Consider the following 21,619-nt stretch of genomic DNA (forward strand, 5'->3'; position numbering starts at 1 on the left):
TGGTATCAGCCAAAGATTGATTTTAAGATCAGAGCTTTCACTGAAACAGGGGAAAGGGATTCTTGCTGTATCAAATCTTTGTTTTGAATTATAAATACAGGATGATCAAGCCTGTCAGCAGGGATGGCTCCATGGGAACCTTTTACAAGACTGGCTTCCAAGGGGATAATATCCATCAGATACCTAAAACCAAGCATTTTCTTTAAGATTTTCATCCCGACTTTGGCTTTCAAAAATCGGATTTTGGGATCGGCAAACATTTCCACGGGATCATAACCCGGCTTTCGGTGGATATCCACACATCTGGCATAATCCGGGGCTTTGCTGTCATTCAACCAAAAATAATAGGTAAACCAGGAGTCCTTATCTGCTACGGCAACCAATTCTCCTGCTCTTTCATGGTCCAAATGGTATTGTTTTTTTCCGGCCTCATCCAAGACCAATTCTATTCCAGGGGTTTGCTCAAGTAGTTTTTTTACAGTAGGGATATCCTTTTTATCCTTGACATAGATATGGGCCAATTGATGGTCAGCAACTGCAAATGCCTTACAGGTACCTGCATCCAAAGTTTCCAGACCTAACTCGTCTTTAACTATGATATAACCCTTTTCCCTTAGGATTCTATTGATATGGATAGGGTTATGCACGGAAGTGATACCGTATTCGGATAATAAAATCACCTCTGTTCCCTGGTTTTCATAGTAGGTGATCAAATCCTTGCATACCTCATCAATTTCCTGAAGGTCCTTGCCGATTTTGGTAAAATCTATCCCACAACGCTGTAGGTTATAATCCAAATGTGGCAAATAAATCAGGGTCAGGGTTGGATTATACCACTGATCCACCTTTTTGGAAGCTTCTGCAATCCATTTGGTTGAGCTGATATTGGCATTTGGGCCCCAAAAAGAAAAGAGAGGAAATTGTCCCAGTTCATTTTGTAACCTGTCCCTTAACTCCATAGGGTGGCTATGACAGTCCGGTAATTTTCTTCCATCAGCAGGATATAGTGGCCTTGGGGTTACCTGATAATCCGCATTGGAATACATATTATACCACCAGAACATGTTGGCAACTGTAAAATCAGGATTGGTTTTTTTTGCTTCATCCCAAATTTTTTCAGATTGTACCAAATGGTTGGACTGCCTCCAGAATTTCACCTCGCATTCATCTCTGAAATACCAACCATTGCCCACAATGCCATTCTCAGAGGGCCATTTGCCTGTAAGGTAAACAGATTGGGCAGAACAGGTAACCGCTGGCAAAACAGGTTCAATGGACGCTTTTTTGCCTTTTGTTATCCATTGCTGTAAAAAAGGAGTGTATTCCCCAATCACCCTGCTTGATAGGGCGACAACATCTATGACAACGGTTTTTTTCATTTTTTCAACTGTTTTCAATGACCCATTGAAGCTCTCTGACAATGGAACTTTCCAGATCCAAATTGATTCCCTCAGGCAAAACCTCCCATGTATAGGTTTCCACTTCCAGGTGATTACATACTTTCTTCTTCCCAATGTATTTCAATACCTCAAGAATATCTTGCTGTGTGGAGGAAATTTTTCCATAATCTGATAAGAAAACAGGCACATGGAAATGGATGCGCCATTCCTCTTGGGTACTTTCTTCAAGTCCAAGTATGGCTTCAGGAAGGTCTTTATAAGAAGCTAATTGACCATTTGGATTATTTCCAACGACCTGGTGTAAATAGGTGGATTCTGCGAAAGAGGAAAGGATTTCCTGCAACTCAACCCTATTTTCCTGATCCTTGGGAATTTGTACTTTCAAGGCTGCACTGATCTGAATTTTACCGATTTGGATTCCTTCTGATTCAAATGCTTTAAATACATCTGCAGGTTTTTCAAATACGACTGCAAAATGACATACATCATAGCATATCCGTATATGATCTTTCAGGACTTTTTCTGCTTCCTTTGATGTTAATCCCAATTTTTCATTCAGGAAATGACTCCCAATAGGGATTAGGTAATTTTTAAAATAAGCAATTACTTCCTGGCTATTTTCCAATATCCCATCAGGTTCCGGCTCAATGTCCAAGTGCAGAAGTTTTCCGGTCTTTTGTTTAATTAGGAAAAGTTGTTCGGCAATTACAGCTAGATTAAGTGTGGATTTTTTAATGGCCTCTTCAAGTTTTTCAGCTCCCTGATGCCAATGCCGATAAGAGAGGGGAGAAGTGGAAATTCCACCATCCATCCCTTCAGGGATTAAGTCAGCAAGTATATTAAATAACCGGGAAGTATAGGCCAACCTTTCAGGCGTAGTCCAATCAGGCTGGTGCACTTCGTCTTTCACTACCTGTCGATGGAATCCACCATAGGGGAATCCATTAAAGGTAAAAACATAACAGTCATTTTCATCCAGCCATTTCTTGAATGCTGATAGTCTTTTAGGTTTGGAGAGTTCCAGGCTTGCCTCATGGGAAGACCGGAGTCCAATTCCAAATGGTTTGTCTTTACTGAGTTTATTTTTAATTCCGGGAATGAAGTTTTGGAGATTTTTGAAAGTCGCATCCCAGCTTTCTCCCGGATGAATGTTGGTACAATAAGTAAGGTGATGTCCGTTTTGATACATGGTTGTTATTTCAGGCGGATTATCCTTTTACAATCAAACTTTCCTGTTGGAAAAATTTCAAATGTTCAATGGATTTTAAAATGAGCTCTTTATCCATTTCGTGAACTTCTACTCCTTTACCTAATTTTTCCAAAAGCGTGATGGTCAGTTCACCTCCTAAATGTTCCCTGAATTCCTCCAGACCTTTTAATAATGCCTCTCCTGATAATTCGGGAACAAAAACTTTAAAACCAAGGGATTGAATCAAATGTATGATCCTGTCAAGGTCTTTTTGAGAAATCATTCCCTTAAGAAAGGAGTAAGTGGAGTCCAAAGCAATTCCAATTGCTACTGCCTCTCCATGTCTATATTCATAATTGCTCAAGTGCTCCAACTTATGTGCTGCCCAATGTCCAAAGTCCAAAGGTCTGGCCGAACCGGATTCAAAGGGATCTTTTCCTGCGATATGGTCCATATGCATTTGCGCACATCTTACAATTAATTCCTGCATGGGAGCCATTTGACGGTCTCCCAGTTCTATGGCATGTTTTTCCAGCCATTCAAAAAAAACAAGGTCTTTTATCAGGGCAACTTTGATCGCTTCACTGATTCCTGATCGCCAATCCCGGTCATCTAAAGTGGTCAGAAAATTAAAATCATTGATCACCGCAAAAGGAGGGGAAAAGGTTCCTAGGTAATTCTTTTTGCCATATGCATTGATGCCGTTTTTGACCCCAACTCCGGAGTCATTTTGGGAAAGAACTGTTGTAGGGATACGGATATGACGAACTCCCCGATGGGAAATGGCTGCCGCAAAACCTACCATATCCAAGACCGCCCCACCTCCAATGGCGACTATATAAGAGTGTCTGTCTATTCCATAAATATGGGTGGCATCCACAATTTTCTTGAAGGAAACCTCGTCATTTTTGGATCTTTCCCCTCCGGGCACTACTAAAGGTTCAGCACAAAGTTGGAAATCCTCTTGGAAGGCATTTGAATAGGCTTTGATGTCTTCCAAAAGATTTGGAAAAGCTTCAGCTACTCCACTGTCCACCACGAAAAATGCTTTGGCCTTTTTTCCATTGTTCAGAAATTGGGCAAGCATGGGGTTGTTTGTATCAAATATTCCTTCTACAAAGCAAACCTGATACCTGAAGGGTACTGAAAATGTTTGCTCAATAATTCTTTTCATCGTCCAATACAGCTAAATTAAAAGCCAAAGTAATCTTACTTTTATGTCTATAACCCCTGAAATTACCATAAGATTTCAGGTAACAGCGAATTTTTTTGCCATCCAAATGGATATTGGTAAAAGTACCAAAACCAAAACGCCAAACTGCCATCCGGCGAATACCGATGAAATGGAGGCATTTAGGATGATCAGCGAAATTACACCTGCTTTGACCGCTTTTCCTATCAATTCAGGGACTTGTTGTCGAATTGCTTTTATCAATGGAGGAAAAATCATGTAAGTGAATAAAACCAAAAAAGGGAAAGTATGAAGGAGTTTCTTTTCTTCAACGAACCCCAGAACGAAAAGGGCCAGAATAATCAGCACATAGAAGGAAAATCCACCTAATAAAGCACTTTTGTTTTTGCCGTGGACCTCACCCCTGCTGATCATGGTGATGGCAGCCACAAAGACCAACGGAATAAAGCCCAGGAACCAATAACTTTTTAACATTACCGGAAAGGCGCTGATGCCAAGGATTAAATTTCCAGCCCGGCAAAGTCCCATGTTGATCGGTCCAATGATGGATTGGTGTTTGCCCCAGTAATCATAAAGAACGGCCAATAATGCAATTGCCAAAGCGATTACTCCGCTTATCCAGTTAACCTGAAGTGCAGCCAGTACACCCATCACCAATAATAAGAAAGCCATCCAACCTGCATTGACTTTAGGGACTCTTCCACTTGGGATAGGTCTTTCCGGCCTTTCTTTGGCATCCAGTTCGGCGTCAAAAAAATCATTAAAGGCAACGCCTCCTCCATATAGCCCAATGGTGGCCAATGTCAACCACAACAAATCCTGAAAAACAGGGGAGTAAATGAGGTTTTTCTCGTCCGTTATTAGAACCAAAGCGCCACCAGTTACCGCAAATCCTGCCCAGATATCGGCAATTGCAGTGACTATATTGGCAGGCCTTGTCAGTTGTAAATAGGCTTTTATTTTTGACATAGCCCTTAGTTTTCTACATAATCTGAGCCTTCGACTTTTGGTGTCTGCCCTCCTCTTAAAACAGAGTTACCGTATTGTTTTTGTCTTTGGTCAATAGGTTCTGGATTCAGCCAATCCATTTCATCCATTTGCCCGCTTTGGGAATAGGCAGTTAATGCATTCTGATAACAGGTCATTCGGATATGTTCTTCTGGAATACCTCTTAGTCTCATCAAAGCAGCAGTCTTTGGTACAGCCAAAGGATCACTCACTCCCCAATCAGCAGCACTGTCCACAATTATCCTTTCCGGGCCATATTGTTTTACGATTTCAACCATTCGTTCACTCCCCATTTTGGTATGCGGATAAATGGTAAATGCTGCCCAATATCCCCTGTCCAGGACTTCTTTGACAGTTTCCTCATTATTATGGTCCACAATAACCATTTTTGGATCAAGGCCATGCTCTTCACTCACATCCATGCTTCGGGTCGTTCCTTTTTTCTTATCCCTATGAGGCGTATGGATCAAGACAGGAAGGTTTACATCCTTGGCAAGTTCCAATTGCAGTCTGTAAAAACGGTCTTCAGCCTCAGTCTGATCATCGTAACCAATTTCGCCAATAGCTACCACACCTTCTTTTCCAACATACAGAGGCAATAATTCCATGACCTCCTCTGCCAAAGGAATATTGTTTGCTTCCTTGGAGTTAAGCCCCATAGTGCAGTAATGGACTATCCCAAATTGTTTGGCGCGGAACCTTTCCCAACCGATCAAACTGCTGAAATAATCCTTAAAACTTCCTACTTCTGTCCTTGGTTGTCCTAGCCAAAAAGCAGGTTCAATGATGGCCACAACGCCTGCTTTCCGCATAGCTTCATAATCATCAGTGGTACGTGAGGTAACATGTATATGAGGGTCGATAAACATTTCCATGGTATGTTGTATTTTTTATGTTTTTAATCTGAACGTTTTCCCGATCAAGACAAAAGCTTTATTGATTCGGAACCCGTTTATTTTTTTATAGTTTAAACTACTGAATAGTCGATTGAAATTCTTTTCCTATAGATTCCCAAGTTATGTCACCTTTTTGAATTTGGGACTTTAATTCCGCATGCTGATCCAATAATTTTTTTGCTTCAGCAAAATCACTTTGGCTACAGGCGAGGAGCCCTGCTTTTTTCTGGAGTAGATCACCTGTTTGAAGTACTTTTTTGATATCCGAGATATTATCAGTATCAATATAGGGTGCGACAAAACGCCATAGTTCGGGCATCACTTTTCTCCCGGCAGCCCATCTTTCATGGGCAAAATCCACCAGAATTTTAGCCAAATTGAGGTTGGCTCTTTCATCTGCATTTTGAATTTGATAAAGGGGTCTTTGCAGGAATATGGCTTTGATCACCATTTGGTTCCAGGCCCTTTCATCAAAATATTTGGAAGGAAAAGGATTGTTTAAGGCCACAGCATCAAACACCGAACTGATATTGGTTCTTAATCCTTCAATCGCCCTTTCAGTCATTTCTTCTTGGAAAGGCATGATGGGTATAGCAGCATACAAAGACTGCTGTTCATGCATATCAGCGGTTTCAAAAAGCTTATTCAATGCTTTTACCCAAGATGTAGGGTCATTTTCTTCAAAATGTAGCAATAAATAACTTCTTGCTGTCTGTAACTGATCCCAAGAAGATGGACTAAATCCCTTTACCAATTGATCAGCCTTTTCCTTATTTTTGTCTGAAAGAGAGAGTAACTGTTTTTTAAAATATCTGGAAGATTGGCTGAAAGCCATGAAAAATTTCAGGTAGGAAGCCTCATTTTCGATTTTTTCCTTCTGCTGTAACAGCCATTCAATGGATTTACTATCTGCATTTTCTTTTAAAACCTCCAAAAGGAAAGATTTTACCTTTTCTTTGTCTACAGGGTTATCCTTCATTTTTGACAATTATTTTGGGTGTCATTATTTAAATTTAAAGTTAATTGATTTTTTCAAAGGAATAAGAAATTTAACCCCAAAGAGGTGCATTTTAAGACATTTTTATCTTACTTAATTCAGTTCCAAGAAGATCAGCTACTATACTTACCTTAGACACAACATGCTTGGATATATCCATAAAAAAACCTCCAATATTGGAGGTTTTTTATAGGGTAGGGACTTATTAGCCTTTCCAGTTTACCCCGGTATCTTTCCAGCTTTTAGAAGCAGCAGAATCCAATACAGCCTGGCAGACTTTTTGGGTTTCCAAAGCATCCTCAAAGGTAGGGGAACAGGTTTTACCAGTTTCTAAACTCTGGAAGAAATCAGCTGCCTGATGGATAAATGAATGTTCATATCCGATAGAGGTTCCTGGGATCCACCACCTTTTCATATAAGGTTGTTCGCCTTCAGTAATGTGAATTTTTCTCCAACCTCTGACTTGGGATTCATCGCTATGGTCAAAATATTCCAGCCAGTTCATATCATGCAAATCCCATCGAATGGAAGCATGTTCCCCATTGATTTCAAATGTATACAAGGCTTTGTGCCCTCTGGCATATCTGGTGGCTTCAAAGAGTCCAAGAGAACCGTTTTTGAAGTGACAGTGGAACAAACAGGCATCATCTATACCCACTTTCTGAACTTTTCCACTTCTTTGATGGACCCTTTCCTTGATGAATGTTTCTGTCATGGCGGAGACATCTGTAATTCCTCCATTGATCCACATAGCAGTATCAATGCAGTGGGCCAACAAATCCCCTGTTACGCCGGAACCTGCCGCATCTACATCCAATCTCCATAATGCATCACCGCCTTGGGGAAGCTCTGGATTGATGGTCCAATCCTGAAGGAAGTTTGCCCTGTAATGAAATATTTTTCCCAATTTTCCGGAATCCACTATCTGCTTGGCCAGAGTAACTGCAGGTACCCTACGGTAATTGTACCAAACTGTATTTTTCACTCCTGCTTTTTCTACTGCTTTGACCATTGCTTCCCCTTCTTCCAAAGTTTTGGAAAGGGGTTTTTCGCAGAGTATCATTTTACCAGCGGCAGCTGCAGCTATGGCAATTTCTGCATGGGTGCTGTTAGGAGTACAAATATCCACCGCATCTATATCATCCCTTGCTATCAGTTTTTTCCAATCCGTTTCATAGGACGCATAGCCCCATTGGTCTGCGAAAGCTTTTACCTTATCTTCCCTTCTGGCACAAACAGCCTGGAGGACGGGCATATATTCAAATTCCGGGAAGAAATCCGGGATTCTTTTGTAGGCATTGGTATGGATTCTTCCCATTAAACCGGTGCCTATTAATCCGACTCTTATATGTTTTTTATTGCTCATTGTATATTCGAGATTTAAGATTTTAAACTTAAGATTTGGGACAAAAAAAATGAGAAGTGAGTCAGTTAAGACTTATGTCACTTTCTGATTTTTTGCTACTTTTTTTATTATATACCTTTAAGTTCAACCCTGTCTAGCCGCCAGGAAGGCCCTTTTGGGTTGATGCAGGAACTTAATCATATTTAAACCCAACATTTCACGCGGGGCTCCGCCATAGCGGACAAGATATTCAAAGTTTAACCCTGCCTACCTGCAGGCAGGCACTTCATGGTTATTTTCCAACTTCGAAATTCCACTTCTACCTCAAGAACTCCATCCATGGGCATCCCTCACTTTGATCATTACTGCGAGGATGTCATTCCAGGTTTGTTGCTTGCCCATCACGGCGTTGGGGAACATACAGCCGTCCCAACAGATATGCTGAAATGCTTTTGTCAGTTCTCCATCTGGATTTCTAAGCCAGAATCCTGCATGTTTTACGATATCCAGTTTACCATTGGGATCTGTGGCTAGACAATGTCTTCCTGTTTTGTCATGGGAACCCGAGCCAAAGACAGTGCCATCATTTTGTGCCACATGGAAATCAATGGTCCAAGGTCTCAATGCTTTGGTCAGCTTTTTGAAAGCTTCATCCAAAGTTTCGCTATCATTCCAATCGAAATTCAAAGGTAAAATCCTGTCATCAGGACTATTATAACCCAACATATAGAGAAAGGTATGGGACATGTCTGCCTGGAATCCGATATTGGGTCTGTTGGTCTGATCAAGTGTATCGATCATGGCCCGCCAGCTGTGCATACCACCCCAGCAAATTTCTCCTTCGGCAGCCAGTTTTTCCCCAAAATCCGCAGCAACATCGCAGGCTTCTCTAAAAGTCTGGGCAATCAATTTGGTGTTGTTGATGGGGTCTTTTGACCATTCTTCCACACTGCTTGCAGAATCAATCCGTACGACGCCGTAGGGTCTGACACCTAAGTCTTTTAATTTTTGGCCGAAAATGCAGGACTTTCTTACCATTTCCACGAAAAGAGCCCTATCTTCTTTCGATCCCATAGCAGGTCCACCCCAAATGGGAGCTACCAAACTTCCAATGTTCAGGTTGAGCTTGGCAACTTTTTCCGCTAATCTTTTGATGCCATCATCAGACATATCCAAATCGATATGTGGATCAAAAAGACCGATATCGATACCGTCAAATTTAACACCGTCCACTTCTGCTGCAGCGGTGTATTGCAACATCTCATCAAATGAAATAATAGGCTCTGAGTCTGGTCCTTTTCCAACAATGCCGGGCCAAGTGGCATTGTGGATTTTAGGATAGTTATTTTGGGACATTGTTTTTATGGTTATTTAGTCAATGGTTAATTAAATATCTAGTTATTTCTTCTTCCGATTTGTTAATTAGTAATTGGTCAATTTTAATTAGTAATTAATCAAAGTTTCAAATCCGGGTTTTTCGGTCCAAAATGTTTCAACATCACAATTGGATCAGTTTTGGAATGGTTTGTGATTTTAACTCCCGCTTTGGCTGCCTTTTCAGTGACAAAATACTCATCATGTGTAAGCTGCCCATATCGGATTAAAGCAGGCGTTTCAATATCCCAATTGCCCATTTTTCCATGACCCTGCATCATGATCAGGCCATAGGCTGCGTTATCTGTAATGGTAACGGTCTGCCCCGGAAAGACTGTCAATTCCTTTGCACTGTAATCATGGGATAGGTAGCAAATCCAATTTTCAATATATCCATGTGCTTTCATTTTTTCAACATCAGAGACAGGTTTTGGCAGCATAAACCTTGTTTCAAGGATATTTGGGTTGGTATTCAATTCCCAGTCTATGACTTCTACCAACAAATCATAATCACCGATACGGTCTTTAGGTGTGCCATTCCACAACAACTCCTCTGGAATAATGGCTTCATTTACCAAAGATTGGTACATGGCAAAAATATCAGATGCCTTTTGAGGTTCATAGGTACACAGACTACCTGGCGCGTGAAGCATGCCCGGAGGTACATCCCATCCGGTTCCGGGTTCCAGTTTGAATGCCTGGGAATAATTGGTGATCTTGTTGTCTCCCTTATTGAAGTTCATCAGACATTCTTTGATCTGTTCTTTGGTGGTTCCCGGTGCAATTCCAAAGAAAGTGTAAGGAAAATCACCCCCGTGGTTATTCAGTTGGGGCGGGAAATAATAGGCTTCCGGTTTGCCTTTCTGACCTGTCATGGCCGCATATTCATCATTATGGTGGATATGGTGGGGAAGGGGACCCATATTGTCAAAAAACTTTGAATACATGGGCCAACTCTTATACTCATTCCAGATCCTATCTCCTATGATTTCTCCTTGGAGTTCATCGATGGCATCCTTCAATAAAAACTGTTTTTGTTCATTTCCATCCTCAAATACAATATGGCTTAATCCTTCATTTTTTCTGGTCAAAGGGCCATTTTGGGCCGGAGTGGTGGAGGAAAGCCATCTCTCATCAATCCCTCCTCTAGCGCCCCCAAGGACATAATAATCATCCGGATGTAATTTGATTCTTCTTCCAGGCACACAAAATGACCTTGGTACCCATGTTGGGGTTAATCTAAGTATTCCTTCCCCTTGTTCTAATGCTTTTTTTGCCAAACTCATAAATAATTTCAGGTTATTTTGGTTACTTTTTATTGATTTTTAAGAGATTTTCTAATTCTTCAGGCTGTGTAATCACTTGTAGTTCAAGGTCATAATTTCTTTTTTCACCAGGGGCCAAATCAATCAAAGTTTCGGTATTTCTTGCTTTTGCCTGACCAATTGGAGGATTAGTGGCGGGTTCCAATGCAGTGACATATTCTCCCTTACCCCAATGTTGCCAATTGATCAGCCAAGGCAACTGATAAGTATTGAACTTAATGGACAGTCCAAGGCCTAATTTTTGATTGACAAAACCACATACACTTGTCCCATTAGCATCTGCCGTTGGGACAATAAAGGCCACATCTTCACCAAAACCTGCATGTTCGTCCATGGGAGCGGGACATTTCCTGAAGTCATTGGACTGGTTGAAAATTCTGTTGTTGGGATTTTTATCCATGGACTCCCATTCTCCCTTCCACAGGATATCTGTTCCTTGGTCAATCAGCGGATAGCCGCAGTTAATATGATATAATAGCATGTGTGGGGCAGGGGTATTTCCCAAATTCCTAATTTCATCATGGATTTTTATGGAGGGTTCACCTAAAATCCCTGAAATCGTTCTTCTTAATTCTAAATTTGGTCCAAATGTGGTGGTTTCTCTGACCACCCCAGTGATACTCATTTCAAGTTTACCTTTGGTCAAATCAGGTTGCTGCACCGAAATGATTTCTGCAGGAATATTACTGTAATTCCCATGAAGTCCACGGCTTCCATGTTCATCTGTTTCAGGCCCTCCGATATGGGATAGCCCGCATGTGGTCAACAGTCCCCCTGCAAATGTCCTCAACCAATCAATGCCCTGATTTGAAAAAGGTTGGGGCTTTATAACCCCGGCATGGCTGATCCAAGCCAAACTGTAAGCATTGTACAGGGCATCAGCTATATCCATTCCCCGGTCCAAAACGATTTTATAGCGTAGCCCTGTCCCGGTATTCACCCAGGCAATCCTAACCCCCATGCCTGGTCCATTGTCCAAAACAGAAGTTTCAATTCCACCCAGCTGGGAATGGTTTGAAACTTTATTTCTGGAATGTAGGATAACGGGATTGGAAGTTATGTCCATATTGCTTGTCTTAAAGTTCTTTGAGATAAATATTCTTTAACTCCACCCTCATAGGTGGTCCGACATGAACCTGAAAACCCAAAAGGCCTTTTAAACTTTTATTGATTTCATCTTCATCTACAACTTCACTCATTAATACGCCATTCACATAATGTTTGAGTACATTACCTTTAATGACGAGGTGCATTTCATTCCATTTTTCTGTATGAATGAGTGATTTTAAAGCATCACGGTCACCCAACTCTTCTGTCAGCTCAAGGCCTTTCCAGGCATTTCTATCGATATAATCTCTGATTTCACCTGGAGGATTCTGTGCATTAATCTTTGTTTTCTGACCTCTATAAGCAAGAGTGGTCCTTTTTCTCTCCTCATAATTCTGTCCGGTATAGGTATTCTTGCCATCAATGTCTGCCTGGTATCCCCTCAATGCATTAGGGATTCCATCTACACGTTCACTTCTGTAGTTTACTCCAGAGTTACCGTTTTCTGTGATTTTAAATTCCACTTTCAATTCGAAATCTCCGGGTTCTCCTCCTTTCCAGATCAAAAATGAATTGGTTTTTAGGTCCGACTTAGGTGTTAATTCACCCACTATCAGACCGTTTTCTACCCTCCAAAGATTGGGGTCACCTTCCCATCCGTCCAGATTTTTTCCGTTAAATATGGAGATGAATCCTTCATTTTCCTTCAAATCATCAGCTACTGTTTGTGTTTGAGCTATGTTGCCTTTGGCACATCCTAATAAAGCTGCGGTGAGAATGAAAAAGAAGATATGAGATTGATTTATTGATTTCATTGGACTTTTGGGTTATTCTAAGCCTAAATCTAAATTACTTGTACACTTCATGATTTTGATTTCCTCCTGAGATCAGGTAGGCCATCAAATCTTTTAATTCCTCTTCATTGAGCCTATTGATCAAACCTGGCATCATGACGGAGATTTCTGAAAGCTTTTTACTGGTCACTTCTTTTTTAGGAATCTCCCTTAAATTCTGCGGATCAAAAGGATTTTGGGAAATGTAATATTTTTCGTTGTCCTCATTGGTCAGCTTGCCCAGCACAGAACTGCCATCTTTGAGATAGAAAATAGTAGCAGCGTATTGGTCAGAAATGACTGCATTGGGATTAATGGTGGACTCCAATATGTCTTGGGGAGAAAATCGGGTTCCCAATTGGGTTAGATCAGGGCCAACTATCCCTCCTTCTCCGTGCATGGTATGACATGAAAGGCACAAAGAAGCGGCATACATTGCCTTTCCTTTCACAAGATCCCTTCCTTTCAGATCTTCCATTAACGCCAAAGCTTCCTCAACTTTCCAGTTTCTGCCGGGGCCTTGAGGCTGTATATCGGACACTATTAGGTCATTGCCACTTCCTGTCAGGAGAGAGGCTCCTGATAATTCATTGTAGTAGTCAAATTCATTTGGATTTACCCTATTCAAAGCCATTTTTCTTGCTCTGTCAATAAAGCCCACATAGCTTCTGCCTCCTTTATACTGGAAGGCATCGTGAATCCATTTAAAATAGGCTTCCCTAAATTCAGGAGTCCATCCAACCTTTGCCTTTCCCAGAACAGTAGCATAATATGATTGCTGGGCAGGGGGAACATTCGCCAACATATCTGCTATATCCAGTCCATATTGAGGGTTTCTTAAAATCAAATCTGAGGAGGCAGTGAAAGTCTTTTGATAATCTGCATCATCTTTTGCTACTCTTAATTGTCCCACAATTTTTTCCACCGCATCCGGAGCATCTATGTGTACAAGGACCTTACTCAAAGAGCGGTCAAGACTATTGTTGTTGGATGGAAAATGAGGGTCTAGGTATCCGATTAATCCGTCTTTTAAACCATTTGAAGGCATTCCCTGTCTGAATAAGCTTAACTCAATTGCCCTTAACATATTCAGCCGGTCTGTCTCAGATAATTGACTATAATCCATAGCTATTAGCCCTTCAAGTATATGGGGCTGAAGATTTTTGTCACCCATTCTGACCAGGGCAATCATAGCCTGAATCAATGTCCGTGGATCTTTCTCATTCAAAGCTTTTTCCTGCCATTCTTTGACCGGTTGGTGTTCGATTGCAATTCTTGCCGCATATTGAATAAACCGATCTTCATGTTTTAGGAAAGGCCATGCAAAATCAACTGCCCCGGCTTTAGGTCCACCAGTATGGTATTCTTCCAGTTTTCTTCGGATCTGATGTGCTTCAGGCAAGCTTTTGGACCCATTTCCTGAGGAAGACTTATCTGCTTTTCCGGTATAAAACACCCTATACACATCAGACTGAAGCCTTCTTCCTCCTGTCATAAAATACATAGCTCCATCCGGACCAATAGCTCCATCTGTAAGGGGAAGGGGAGAGCCGGAAATAAATTCCTCTGCTGACGCAGCATAGGTAGCGCCGGAAGGTTGCAGGTGAATGGCATAAATGATACCAAAACTCCAGTCAAAAGCGAACAGTGCTTTCTTATATTTTTCAGGGAAATTAGATCCTGTTCCAAACATCACATTGGTCGGGGAACCTTGACCTATATTCAAAGTCGCAGGTAAATTATCAGGATATTCAGGAGACCACTTTTGGTTGCCTGTTCTCCAGCCGAATTCACTTCCACTCGTTACATGGCAGATTCTGGTAGGTCTGTACCAAGGCATTCCAAAATCCCACTCCATGTCAGAATCATAAGTAAATAAATCACCTGCCTCATTGAAAGCGATATCATAGGCATTCCTAAATCCTGCACTGATCAGTTCCCAATTTTTTCCCTCCGGATCAATTTTTGCTATCCATCCTCCTGGGGCCATTCGGTTGTTGGCATGTCCACGGGGGTCTTTGATCACCGGAAATATATTGTCTTCATCCCACACTCTTGGAAGTCGGTATGCATTCATTTCAGGGACATCCACATGGTTACCTGCTACCAAATAAATGGATTGCTTGTCAGGAGAAACCACCATACTGTGAGGGCCATGTTCACCGGGGTCACCCTGAAGGGCTTTGATTAAAGTGACAGCATCATATTGATCATCCCCATTAGTATCCTGAAGCCTGTAAAGCCCTGTTCCTTTATCAAAGGCATCATTGGCATTGTGATTGACCATCACATATAAGCTGTTGAAGGCATATAAGACCCCTTGGGCATAGCCCATACCCAGCTTATTTTCATCCGTACCGATTTTCAGTTTTTCAACTTTTGGAGTCAGGTCTTTTGAACCAATTGGTGGGATTTCAAGTCTGTATAGTGCTCCATATTGGTCGGTGGCGATCATTCTTCCTTTATTATCGAAAGTCACGCCAACCCAGGAACCTTGTTCATTTTCTCCCGGGCTATATATATGTTCTGCTTCAAATCCAGCAGGAAGTTTTAGTTTAGCCACTTTTGGGTGAACAGGTCCTTTTTCTTCAACCTTTTTTCCGCATGAAAAAAGAACCCCCAAGGACAGTAGTAGGGCAATTGATCTTAAAATTGAACTTCTTGTCAACATAGGTTTATGGTTATCAGGGTTTGTTTTATTTTTTTCGAGATTATCAATTTTTTCTAACTTTTTAATAGTTCCATTTCGACTTTTCCATGTCCATCCGGAGTAGTGTAGAAGGGTCTTTTTTCTATCATGTAATGGTTGTCCGGAGCTATACCCAGCGCATGGTAAATGGTCTGGTGGATGCTATCTATTTTGATTGGCTTCTCAATGGTTTTGCATGGCCTTTCATCTGCGGTTTTTCCGTATACATGTCCTCTTTTTATACCACCCCCAAACATCAGGATCGAACAACCATCTGTAAAATGCCTGTGCATGCCGTAATTTTTGAGGTCTTCTATAATTTCCGGTACTTCCACTTGGTCCTGAACTTTTAAATCAGGCCTTCCTTCTGTCAGCATGTCCCGGCTGAATTCGCTAGCCACGATCACCATGGTCCTGGCCAACCTACCACTTTCATCCAGATCTTTGATCAATTGTGCAATTGGCGCATCGATTAATTTTTTCATGTCTTTCAAGCGGGTATGACCATTATCATGGGTGTCCCAACCAAAGAATGGTTCATATTCTGTAGTGACACTGATGAATCTTGCTCCCTGGTTCACCAGTCTTTTGGCCAAGAGACAGCCTAAACCAAATTTCCCGGTATTGTAGGCATCATAACTCTCCTTGGGCTCCTGGCTCAGGTCAAAGGCTTTGGCCTCAGGGGAGTTGAGAAGGATATAGGCCTGCTCCATAGATCTTTTCAGGGATTCTTTCTGGTAATCACTTCCAAATTCTCCCATGGCACTTTCATTGATCAGATTTTGGTAAAGTTGGTTTCTGGCTTCGAACCTTTGAAGGGACATTCCCAAAGGGGGGCGAACGCTTTCCAAGCCGGAAGTGGGATCAGGAATCAGGAAAGGACCGAATTCTGAACCTAGAAAACCAGCACTGTGAAATGCCTTAAGTTCTTCCCCTTCTCCAACAGTAAACCTTTGCCCAATATTGATGAAAGGAGGTATGACAGGATTCAAAGGACCTAATTCTTTGGCTATCCAAGAACCGATATGCGGTACTACCACAGATTGGGGAGGTTCATAACAGGTATGCCAATGGTATTGATGCCTGGTATGGAGAATATGCCCCAAATCCGCAGCAACATAGGATCTGATCAAAGTACCACGATCCATGATTTTTCCAATAGATTCCAAACCTTCGGAAAAGTTTATCCCATCTAAGACTGTTGGGACCGAAGGAAAGGTACTCAATACTTCACTTGAATGCATTCCTTTTCGGAAAGCGGTATGCTTTTTAGGATCAAAGGTCTCGGTGTGGGCCATGCCACCTGCCATGAAAAGCAATATGACCGAATCCGCAGTAGAAGAAATCGAATCATTTGAACCGCATGAGGAAAGTAAACCAGAAAAAGGAGTTCCCATCGCCATGGTAGCCATGGCCGCAGCGCTTGTTTTCTTCAAAAAATCTCTCCGATTTAGGTTGTAATTCATGCGGTTTTCAATCAATTATTTTTTCAACTAGTAAATTATCTGAAATTCAGGTAGTAACAATACCGCCCAAAAAAAATCCTGAATTTGTTCCGGATCAGGACGGTTCCCTAAGGCTTCCTTCGCTATTTTCAATTCTTTTTGGTTTGGCTTTCTTAGCAGTGCTTTTCTATAGAATTCCTCTGCAATGACTTCTCCGCTCAAGTATTGATTACTCCACTCTGCTGCACCTTTCTCAAGAACGGTAAACAAACGCTCCCCATTGCTCAGCTCAAGTGATTGTAGCAGACTGGCCTGTGAATCCCTGCTGGTTGATACAATTTCCCTATTTGGTCTTCCCAAGGCTGTCAGAAAACTGTTATTGGCAACTAAAGATGCCCTGGCAAATTCCGGTTGAATCTCCTCGTTTTTAGCCAATTGGAAAGGATTGTATTTCAGTTCTCCTTTAGCAAAAACAGGGCTGATGATTTGGCTGACTGCATCAGAAAATTGTTCTGCCGTTAACCTGCGCCTGGTCATTCCTGTAAACAGATAATCATCAGATACGAGCAAATCAGGACTTTTAACCCCAAAAGATGCGGATTGGTAAATTTTTGAGGTAGCGATCAGGTAAATCAGTTCTTTTAAGTCATAATTATTATCCACAAATTCTACAGCCAGCCAATCTAATAAATCCTGGCTCCAAGGCTCATTGTCCATTTCATCAACAGGCTCAACCAGTCCTCTTCCCATCATCTGTTTCCAGATTCTGTTAACAATAGTCCTGTACATCCTTCCATTGGCAGGCTGAACTAGTTTTTCAGAAAGTTGTCTTAATTTTTCAGATCGGGAGGCTAAACTGTCAATTTCACCCAGTTCTTCCCAAAGGATTTTGGTGCTGGCCAATTGACCGGTGGGTTGTTCACATCGGCTGACTTCCAAGGTAGTATCAGCAAAAATATTGGCAAAAGCATAGGCTTCTTCCAATTTCCAATCTGAAATAAAGCTGTCATGACAGGAAGCACATTTGAGGTTGAGTCCAAGGATCACCTGTCCTACATTTTGCGCTGCCTGCATCTCTGTTCGCTGACTGGCATTAACAGTCCCACGCCACCTGATCCCTTCAATAAAACCTTTCGAGCTTTCATCGGGATTAAGGAGTTCCTTGACAAAAGTATCGTAAGGTTTATTGTTCTTCAGGGAGCTATATAGCCAATTGGTGATATTGTACCTGCCATTGGTTATATATCCGGTACCCGTATAATCATTTCTGAGGTTATCATTCCAAAAAGTCAACCAATGCATGGCATAATCATCATTTCTCTCCAACAATTCTCTGATCCATATTTCACGCTTGTCCGGTCTGGTATCATTTGAAAAATTTTCCAGTTCCTCCGGACTGGGCAATAATCCGATCACATCCAGGTAAATTCTCCGTAGAAAGGTTCTGTCGTCAATGCCTGTTGGCCATGTCAGATTTTTTTGGGTAAAGTAATCATTAACCCATAAGTCAACAGGGTTATTGAGTCCATTTGAGACTTTGGGCAGCTTGGGTTTTCTGGGTGCCAGTTCAGCCACTCGGTATATGCTTGGCTGGGCAGCTCCATCTGGCCAGGGGGCACCTTTTTCTATCCAAAAATTTAACAGGGAAATCTCTTCTTTACTAAGAGGATTTCCTTTGGAAGGCATGACATCTTTGTGGTTCTTTGGAAGGTTGATCCTTCTGATCAGCTCACTTTTTTGCGGATTACCTGGTAAAATCACAGGACCGGATTCTCCACCTTTAAATACCAACTCTTTTGAATCCAGCCTTAAATCACCTTCAATTTTGGCACCACTGTGGCATTTATAGCAGTTGTGAGCCAAAATCATCCTTACCTCCCCAACTAATTTTAATTCTGCTTCCGGACTCAATACGCCTCCCGTCGATTCATAACTGGCAATGTTAAATTCAATGGGATTGTAAGTTGGATTACTATCATTCCAAGGTAATGTACTGGTTAAATAATCTTCCCCGTGAGTTAAGGAAGCTCCCAAATGTCCTGTAATCGAAATACTGATTGTAGTAATGAAAAGTGCAGCTCTATATAACCTGATTTGGTCTAATCTTTTTTTATTCTCCACTTGGTTCCAAATCCATAGAAATACCAAACTGAAGGCAGCGGAAATGAAACCAAGTAGCTGATGTTTTTCCAATAATTCACCTGTAATTTTATCATTTATCGCCAACTGCCAACCCAAAACTGCGGCAATAAGGGATGAAATGGCACCCCCAAGGATAAGTGCATTGATACCAGGTCTCAGTTTGGATTGGTAATTCCCAATGGTAAAGATTTCCAACAATGCAGCAAAAACCAATAGACCGATAGGAAAATGAACCACTAGAGGATGAAGCCTTCCAAGGAATTGCCAAAGCCAGAAATTTTCTAAAATCATTGGATGTTTTTACGCATTTGAGAGAGTTGAACACAGATACCCAAGATATAATTTTCTTAAGTTTTATTCAAATAACTGTCCTGTACATACCTGCACTATGAGAATGTTCACAGCGGTTTTTGACAATAGAAAAAGTAACAGAGGGAATATAAAAGAGTAAGTAATCAAAATAAAGATACCACTCAAACAATAGCTTATTTTCTTATGAGACCGTACATGTTTTTTCTATTGGTTAATTCAATCTCTTATTTCTATTTTAAGAGACTAAGTCTAAATTCCAGAACATTTCCATTCTATAAAGGAACAGGACATTACAGGATGGTTCTCAAAAAAAATATAAAGAATATTTTATACATTTTGTGAGTCTAATAATTTATAAAAAGCAATAGCCCAATTCATGCACTATAATTTTATGATCAATCGCTCGATAACCCTCAGGAGTAGAATCCTGAAAAATTTGGTAATCCTTCTCCTTGCCATTACTGCTTTCCAATGCAGCCAGAAAGAAACCGTTCAATTAAATAAAAGTGATCATATCATCCTGATCGGAAATAATCTGGGATCCAGAATGATGGAATATGGACTTTTTGAGACAGAGATGCATGTGCGTTATCCTGATAGTCTTTTATATATCCGGAATATGTGTGATGGAGGAAATACCCCGGGTTTTAGGCCGCATTCAGGGAGGGTATCCCCTTGGGCTTTTCCCGGTGCAGAGGAATTTCAGACCGAACTGGCCAATTTTTCGGACAGTCAGGGGCATTTTGAAATGCCTGATGAGTGGTTAACGAGACACAAAGCTGATATCATCCTGGCATTTTTCGGATACAATGAATCTTTTCAGGGGGAAGAAGGGCTGGAGAATTACAAAGCAGAATTGGATGCCTTTATCAAACATACGCTACAGCAGCAATACAACGGAAATACCCCTCCTCAATTGGCCATCATTTCACCCATAGCCTTTGAGGATTTATCTTCCCTCAAAGATTTGCCCAACGGGGTTAAAGAGAACAAAAACCTTGCGCTGTATACCCAGGCCATGAAGGAGGTTTCTGAGAAGAACAAGGTATTGTTTGTGGATGCCTTCAATCCTTCCAAAAAATGGTATGCTTCATCCGATCAGCCTTTGACCATTGATGGATCACAGCTCAATGAGGAAGGATACCAAAAATTAGCTTTGTTACTGGCAGATGGGGTTTTTGGCAAAGCCAAAGCAAAGGCGGAGGGCAACAGGACTTTGATCCATGAAATGGTCAAGGAAAAAAACTGGATGTGGCACAATGATTACAAAATCCCCAACGGGGTCCATGTCTATGGACGGAGATACAAGCCTTTCGGTCCGGACAATTATCCTGCTGAATTGGAGAAAATAAGGCAGATGACAGCCATTAGGGATGAGGCTATCTGGAAAGCAGGACAAGGGGAAAGGATGGATATTGCTGCGGCTGACAAGAACACCATCCAGTTACCTCCTGTGGAGACCAATTACAATCCGCAGCAAAACGGTAACCTGACCTATTTGTATGGGCAGGATGCCTTGGATAAACTGACAGTCCCTGATGGGTACAAGATTGAACTTTTTGCTTCGGAAGTGGAATTCCCTGACCTGGCCAATCCGGTACAGATGAGTTTTGATAATAAGGGGAGGTTGTGGATTGCCACCTGTCCCAGTTACCCGCATTATAAACCGGGAGATACCAGGCCCAATGATAAGATCATCATTTTGGAGGATACCAACAGGGATGGCAAAGCAGATAAGCAGACGGTTTTTGCAGATGGTCTTCATCTTCCGATGGGATTTGAAATAGCTCCTGAAGGAGTATATGTTTCCCAGGGGACCAATCTGAAGATACTGATTGATACAGATGGGGATGACCGTGCGGATAAGATTGAGATTTTGCTCAGTGGTTTTGATGACCATGATACGCACCATGTCATTTCTGCTTTTGCGGCTGATCCCTCAGGAGCCATTTACATGGGAGAGGGTGTGTTTCTTCATACCAATGTGGAAACCTCCTATGGCCCGGTAAGGGCTACGAACGGCGGGTTTTTCAGGTACAATCCCTCCAGACATCATCTGGAGCGAACCGCCCAACTGGCCATTCCCAATCCCTGGGGCATTGCTTTTGATGACTTTGGGCAGAATTTTTTCGCTGAAACATCAGGTCCTGATGTCAGGTGGATGATGCCAGGTTCAGTATTGCCAAGGTATGGGGAAGCAACGCACAAATCTGAAAACCTGATTGAAGACGCACATCGGGTACGGCCTACCTCAGGCCTGGAGTTTGTTTCCAGTAGGCATTTCCCTGACGAAGTGCAAGGAGATCTTCTGATCAATAATACCATTGGATTTTTGGGAATGAAACAACATGCAGTCGAAGATGATGGTACAGGTTTTAAGACCAGGCACAGATTGGATTTGGTAAAGGGCAGTGACAGGAATTTC

At 41.7% G+C, this 21,619-nt stretch carries 15 protein-coding genes; 1 reads left to right on the plus strand and 14 read right to left on the minus strand.

Annotated features, from left to right (window positions below):
- Positions 1 to 5: 5 nt before the first annotated feature.
- The 14 genes from ACFSKV_RS13655 to ACFSKV_RS13720 form a co-directional block, all read right to left on the minus strand.
- Entirely contained in the window at positions 6 to 1,379 is a 1,374-nt protein-coding gene (locus ACFSKV_RS13655) for an alkaline phosphatase family protein (protein WP_380803745.1), read from the minus strand.
- Between the two features lie 4 nt (positions 1,380 to 1,383).
- Positions 1,384 to 2,589, minus strand: a complete 1,206-nt coding sequence (eboE, locus tag ACFSKV_RS13660; protein ID WP_380803748.1) for a metabolite traffic protein EboE — start codon at positions 2,587 to 2,589, stop codon at positions 1,384 to 1,386.
- 19 nt (positions 2,590 to 2,608) lie between these two features.
- Positions 2,609 to 3,763: a 3-dehydroquinate synthase gene (locus ACFSKV_RS13665; protein WP_380803751.1), complete on the minus strand. Its 1,155-nt coding sequence runs from the start codon at positions 3,761 to 3,763 to the stop codon at positions 2,609 to 2,611.
- Between the two features lie 75 nt (positions 3,764 to 3,838).
- Positions 3,839 to 4,750 carry a UbiA-like protein EboC gene (gene eboC, locus ACFSKV_RS13670; RefSeq protein WP_380803754.1) on the minus strand — a complete coding sequence of 304 codons (912 nt, stop codon included), beginning with the start codon at positions 4,748 to 4,750 and terminating at the stop codon, positions 3,839 to 3,841.
- Positions 4,751 to 4,755: 5 nt separating this feature from the next.
- The gene (locus ACFSKV_RS13675) at positions 4,756 to 5,664 is read right to left on the minus strand and encodes a TatD family hydrolase (RefSeq protein WP_380803756.1); all 909 of its coding nucleotides are present in this window, start codon (positions 5,662 to 5,664) and stop codon (positions 4,756 to 4,758) included.
- 97 nt (positions 5,665 to 5,761) lie between these two features.
- Positions 5,762 to 6,664, minus strand: a complete 903-nt coding sequence (locus ACFSKV_RS13680; RefSeq protein WP_380803759.1) for an EboA domain-containing protein — start codon at positions 6,662 to 6,664, stop codon at positions 5,762 to 5,764.
- Positions 6,665 to 6,887: 223 nt separating this feature from the next.
- On the minus strand, positions 6,888 to 8,048 hold the full coding sequence (locus ACFSKV_RS13685) for a Gfo/Idh/MocA family protein (RefSeq protein WP_380803762.1): 1,161 nt from the start codon (positions 8,046 to 8,048) through the stop codon (positions 6,888 to 6,890).
- Between the two features lie 303 nt (positions 8,049 to 8,351).
- Positions 8,352 to 9,383: a sugar phosphate isomerase/epimerase family protein gene (locus tag ACFSKV_RS13690; RefSeq protein ID WP_380803764.1), complete on the minus strand. Its 1,032-nt coding sequence runs from the start codon at positions 9,381 to 9,383 to the stop codon at positions 8,352 to 8,354.
- A 98-nt stretch (positions 9,384 to 9,481) separates the two neighbouring features.
- A complete protein-coding gene (locus tag ACFSKV_RS13695; RefSeq protein WP_380803766.1) occupies positions 9,482 to 10,687 on the minus strand; it encodes a hypothetical protein in 1,206 nt (401 codons plus the stop codon).
- Between the two features lie 22 nt (positions 10,688 to 10,709).
- A complete protein-coding gene (locus ACFSKV_RS13700; RefSeq protein WP_380803769.1) occupies positions 10,710 to 11,792 on the minus strand; it encodes an aldose 1-epimerase family protein in 1,083 nt (360 codons plus the stop codon).
- 10 nt (positions 11,793 to 11,802) lie between these two features.
- Complete coding sequence (locus tag ACFSKV_RS13705) at positions 11,803 to 12,588, minus strand: 3-keto-disaccharide hydrolase (RefSeq protein ID WP_380803771.1); 786 nt, start codon at positions 12,586 to 12,588, stop codon at positions 11,803 to 11,805.
- 34 nt (positions 12,589 to 12,622) lie between these two features.
- Positions 12,623 to 15,277, minus strand: a complete 2,655-nt coding sequence (locus ACFSKV_RS13710; protein WP_380803773.1) for a heme-binding protein — start codon at positions 15,275 to 15,277, stop codon at positions 12,623 to 12,625.
- A gap of 53 nt (positions 15,278 to 15,330) precedes the next feature.
- Positions 15,331 to 16,761, minus strand: coding sequence for a DUF1501 domain-containing protein (locus ACFSKV_RS13715; protein ID WP_380803775.1), 1,431 nt, complete (start codon positions 16,759 to 16,761; stop codon positions 15,331 to 15,333).
- Positions 16,762 to 16,788: 27 nt separating this feature from the next.
- Entirely contained in the window at positions 16,789 to 19,173 is a 2,385-nt protein-coding gene (locus ACFSKV_RS13720) for a DUF1549 domain-containing protein (RefSeq protein ID WP_380803778.1), read from the minus strand.
- Between the two features lie 412 nt (positions 19,174 to 19,585).
- On the opposite strand from ACFSKV_RS13720, the gene ACFSKV_RS13725 reads away from it, so the two are divergent.
- Positions 19,586 to 21,619 (plus strand): PVC-type heme-binding CxxCH protein (locus ACFSKV_RS13725; protein WP_380804022.1); only part of this gene is annotated, 2,034 nt, incomplete at its 3' end.

It is taken from the genome of Shivajiella indica, assembly GCF_042683085.1.
In the GTDB taxonomy this organism is placed as follows: domain Bacteria; phylum Bacteroidota; class Bacteroidia; order Cytophagales; family Cyclobacteriaceae; genus Shivajiella; species Shivajiella indica.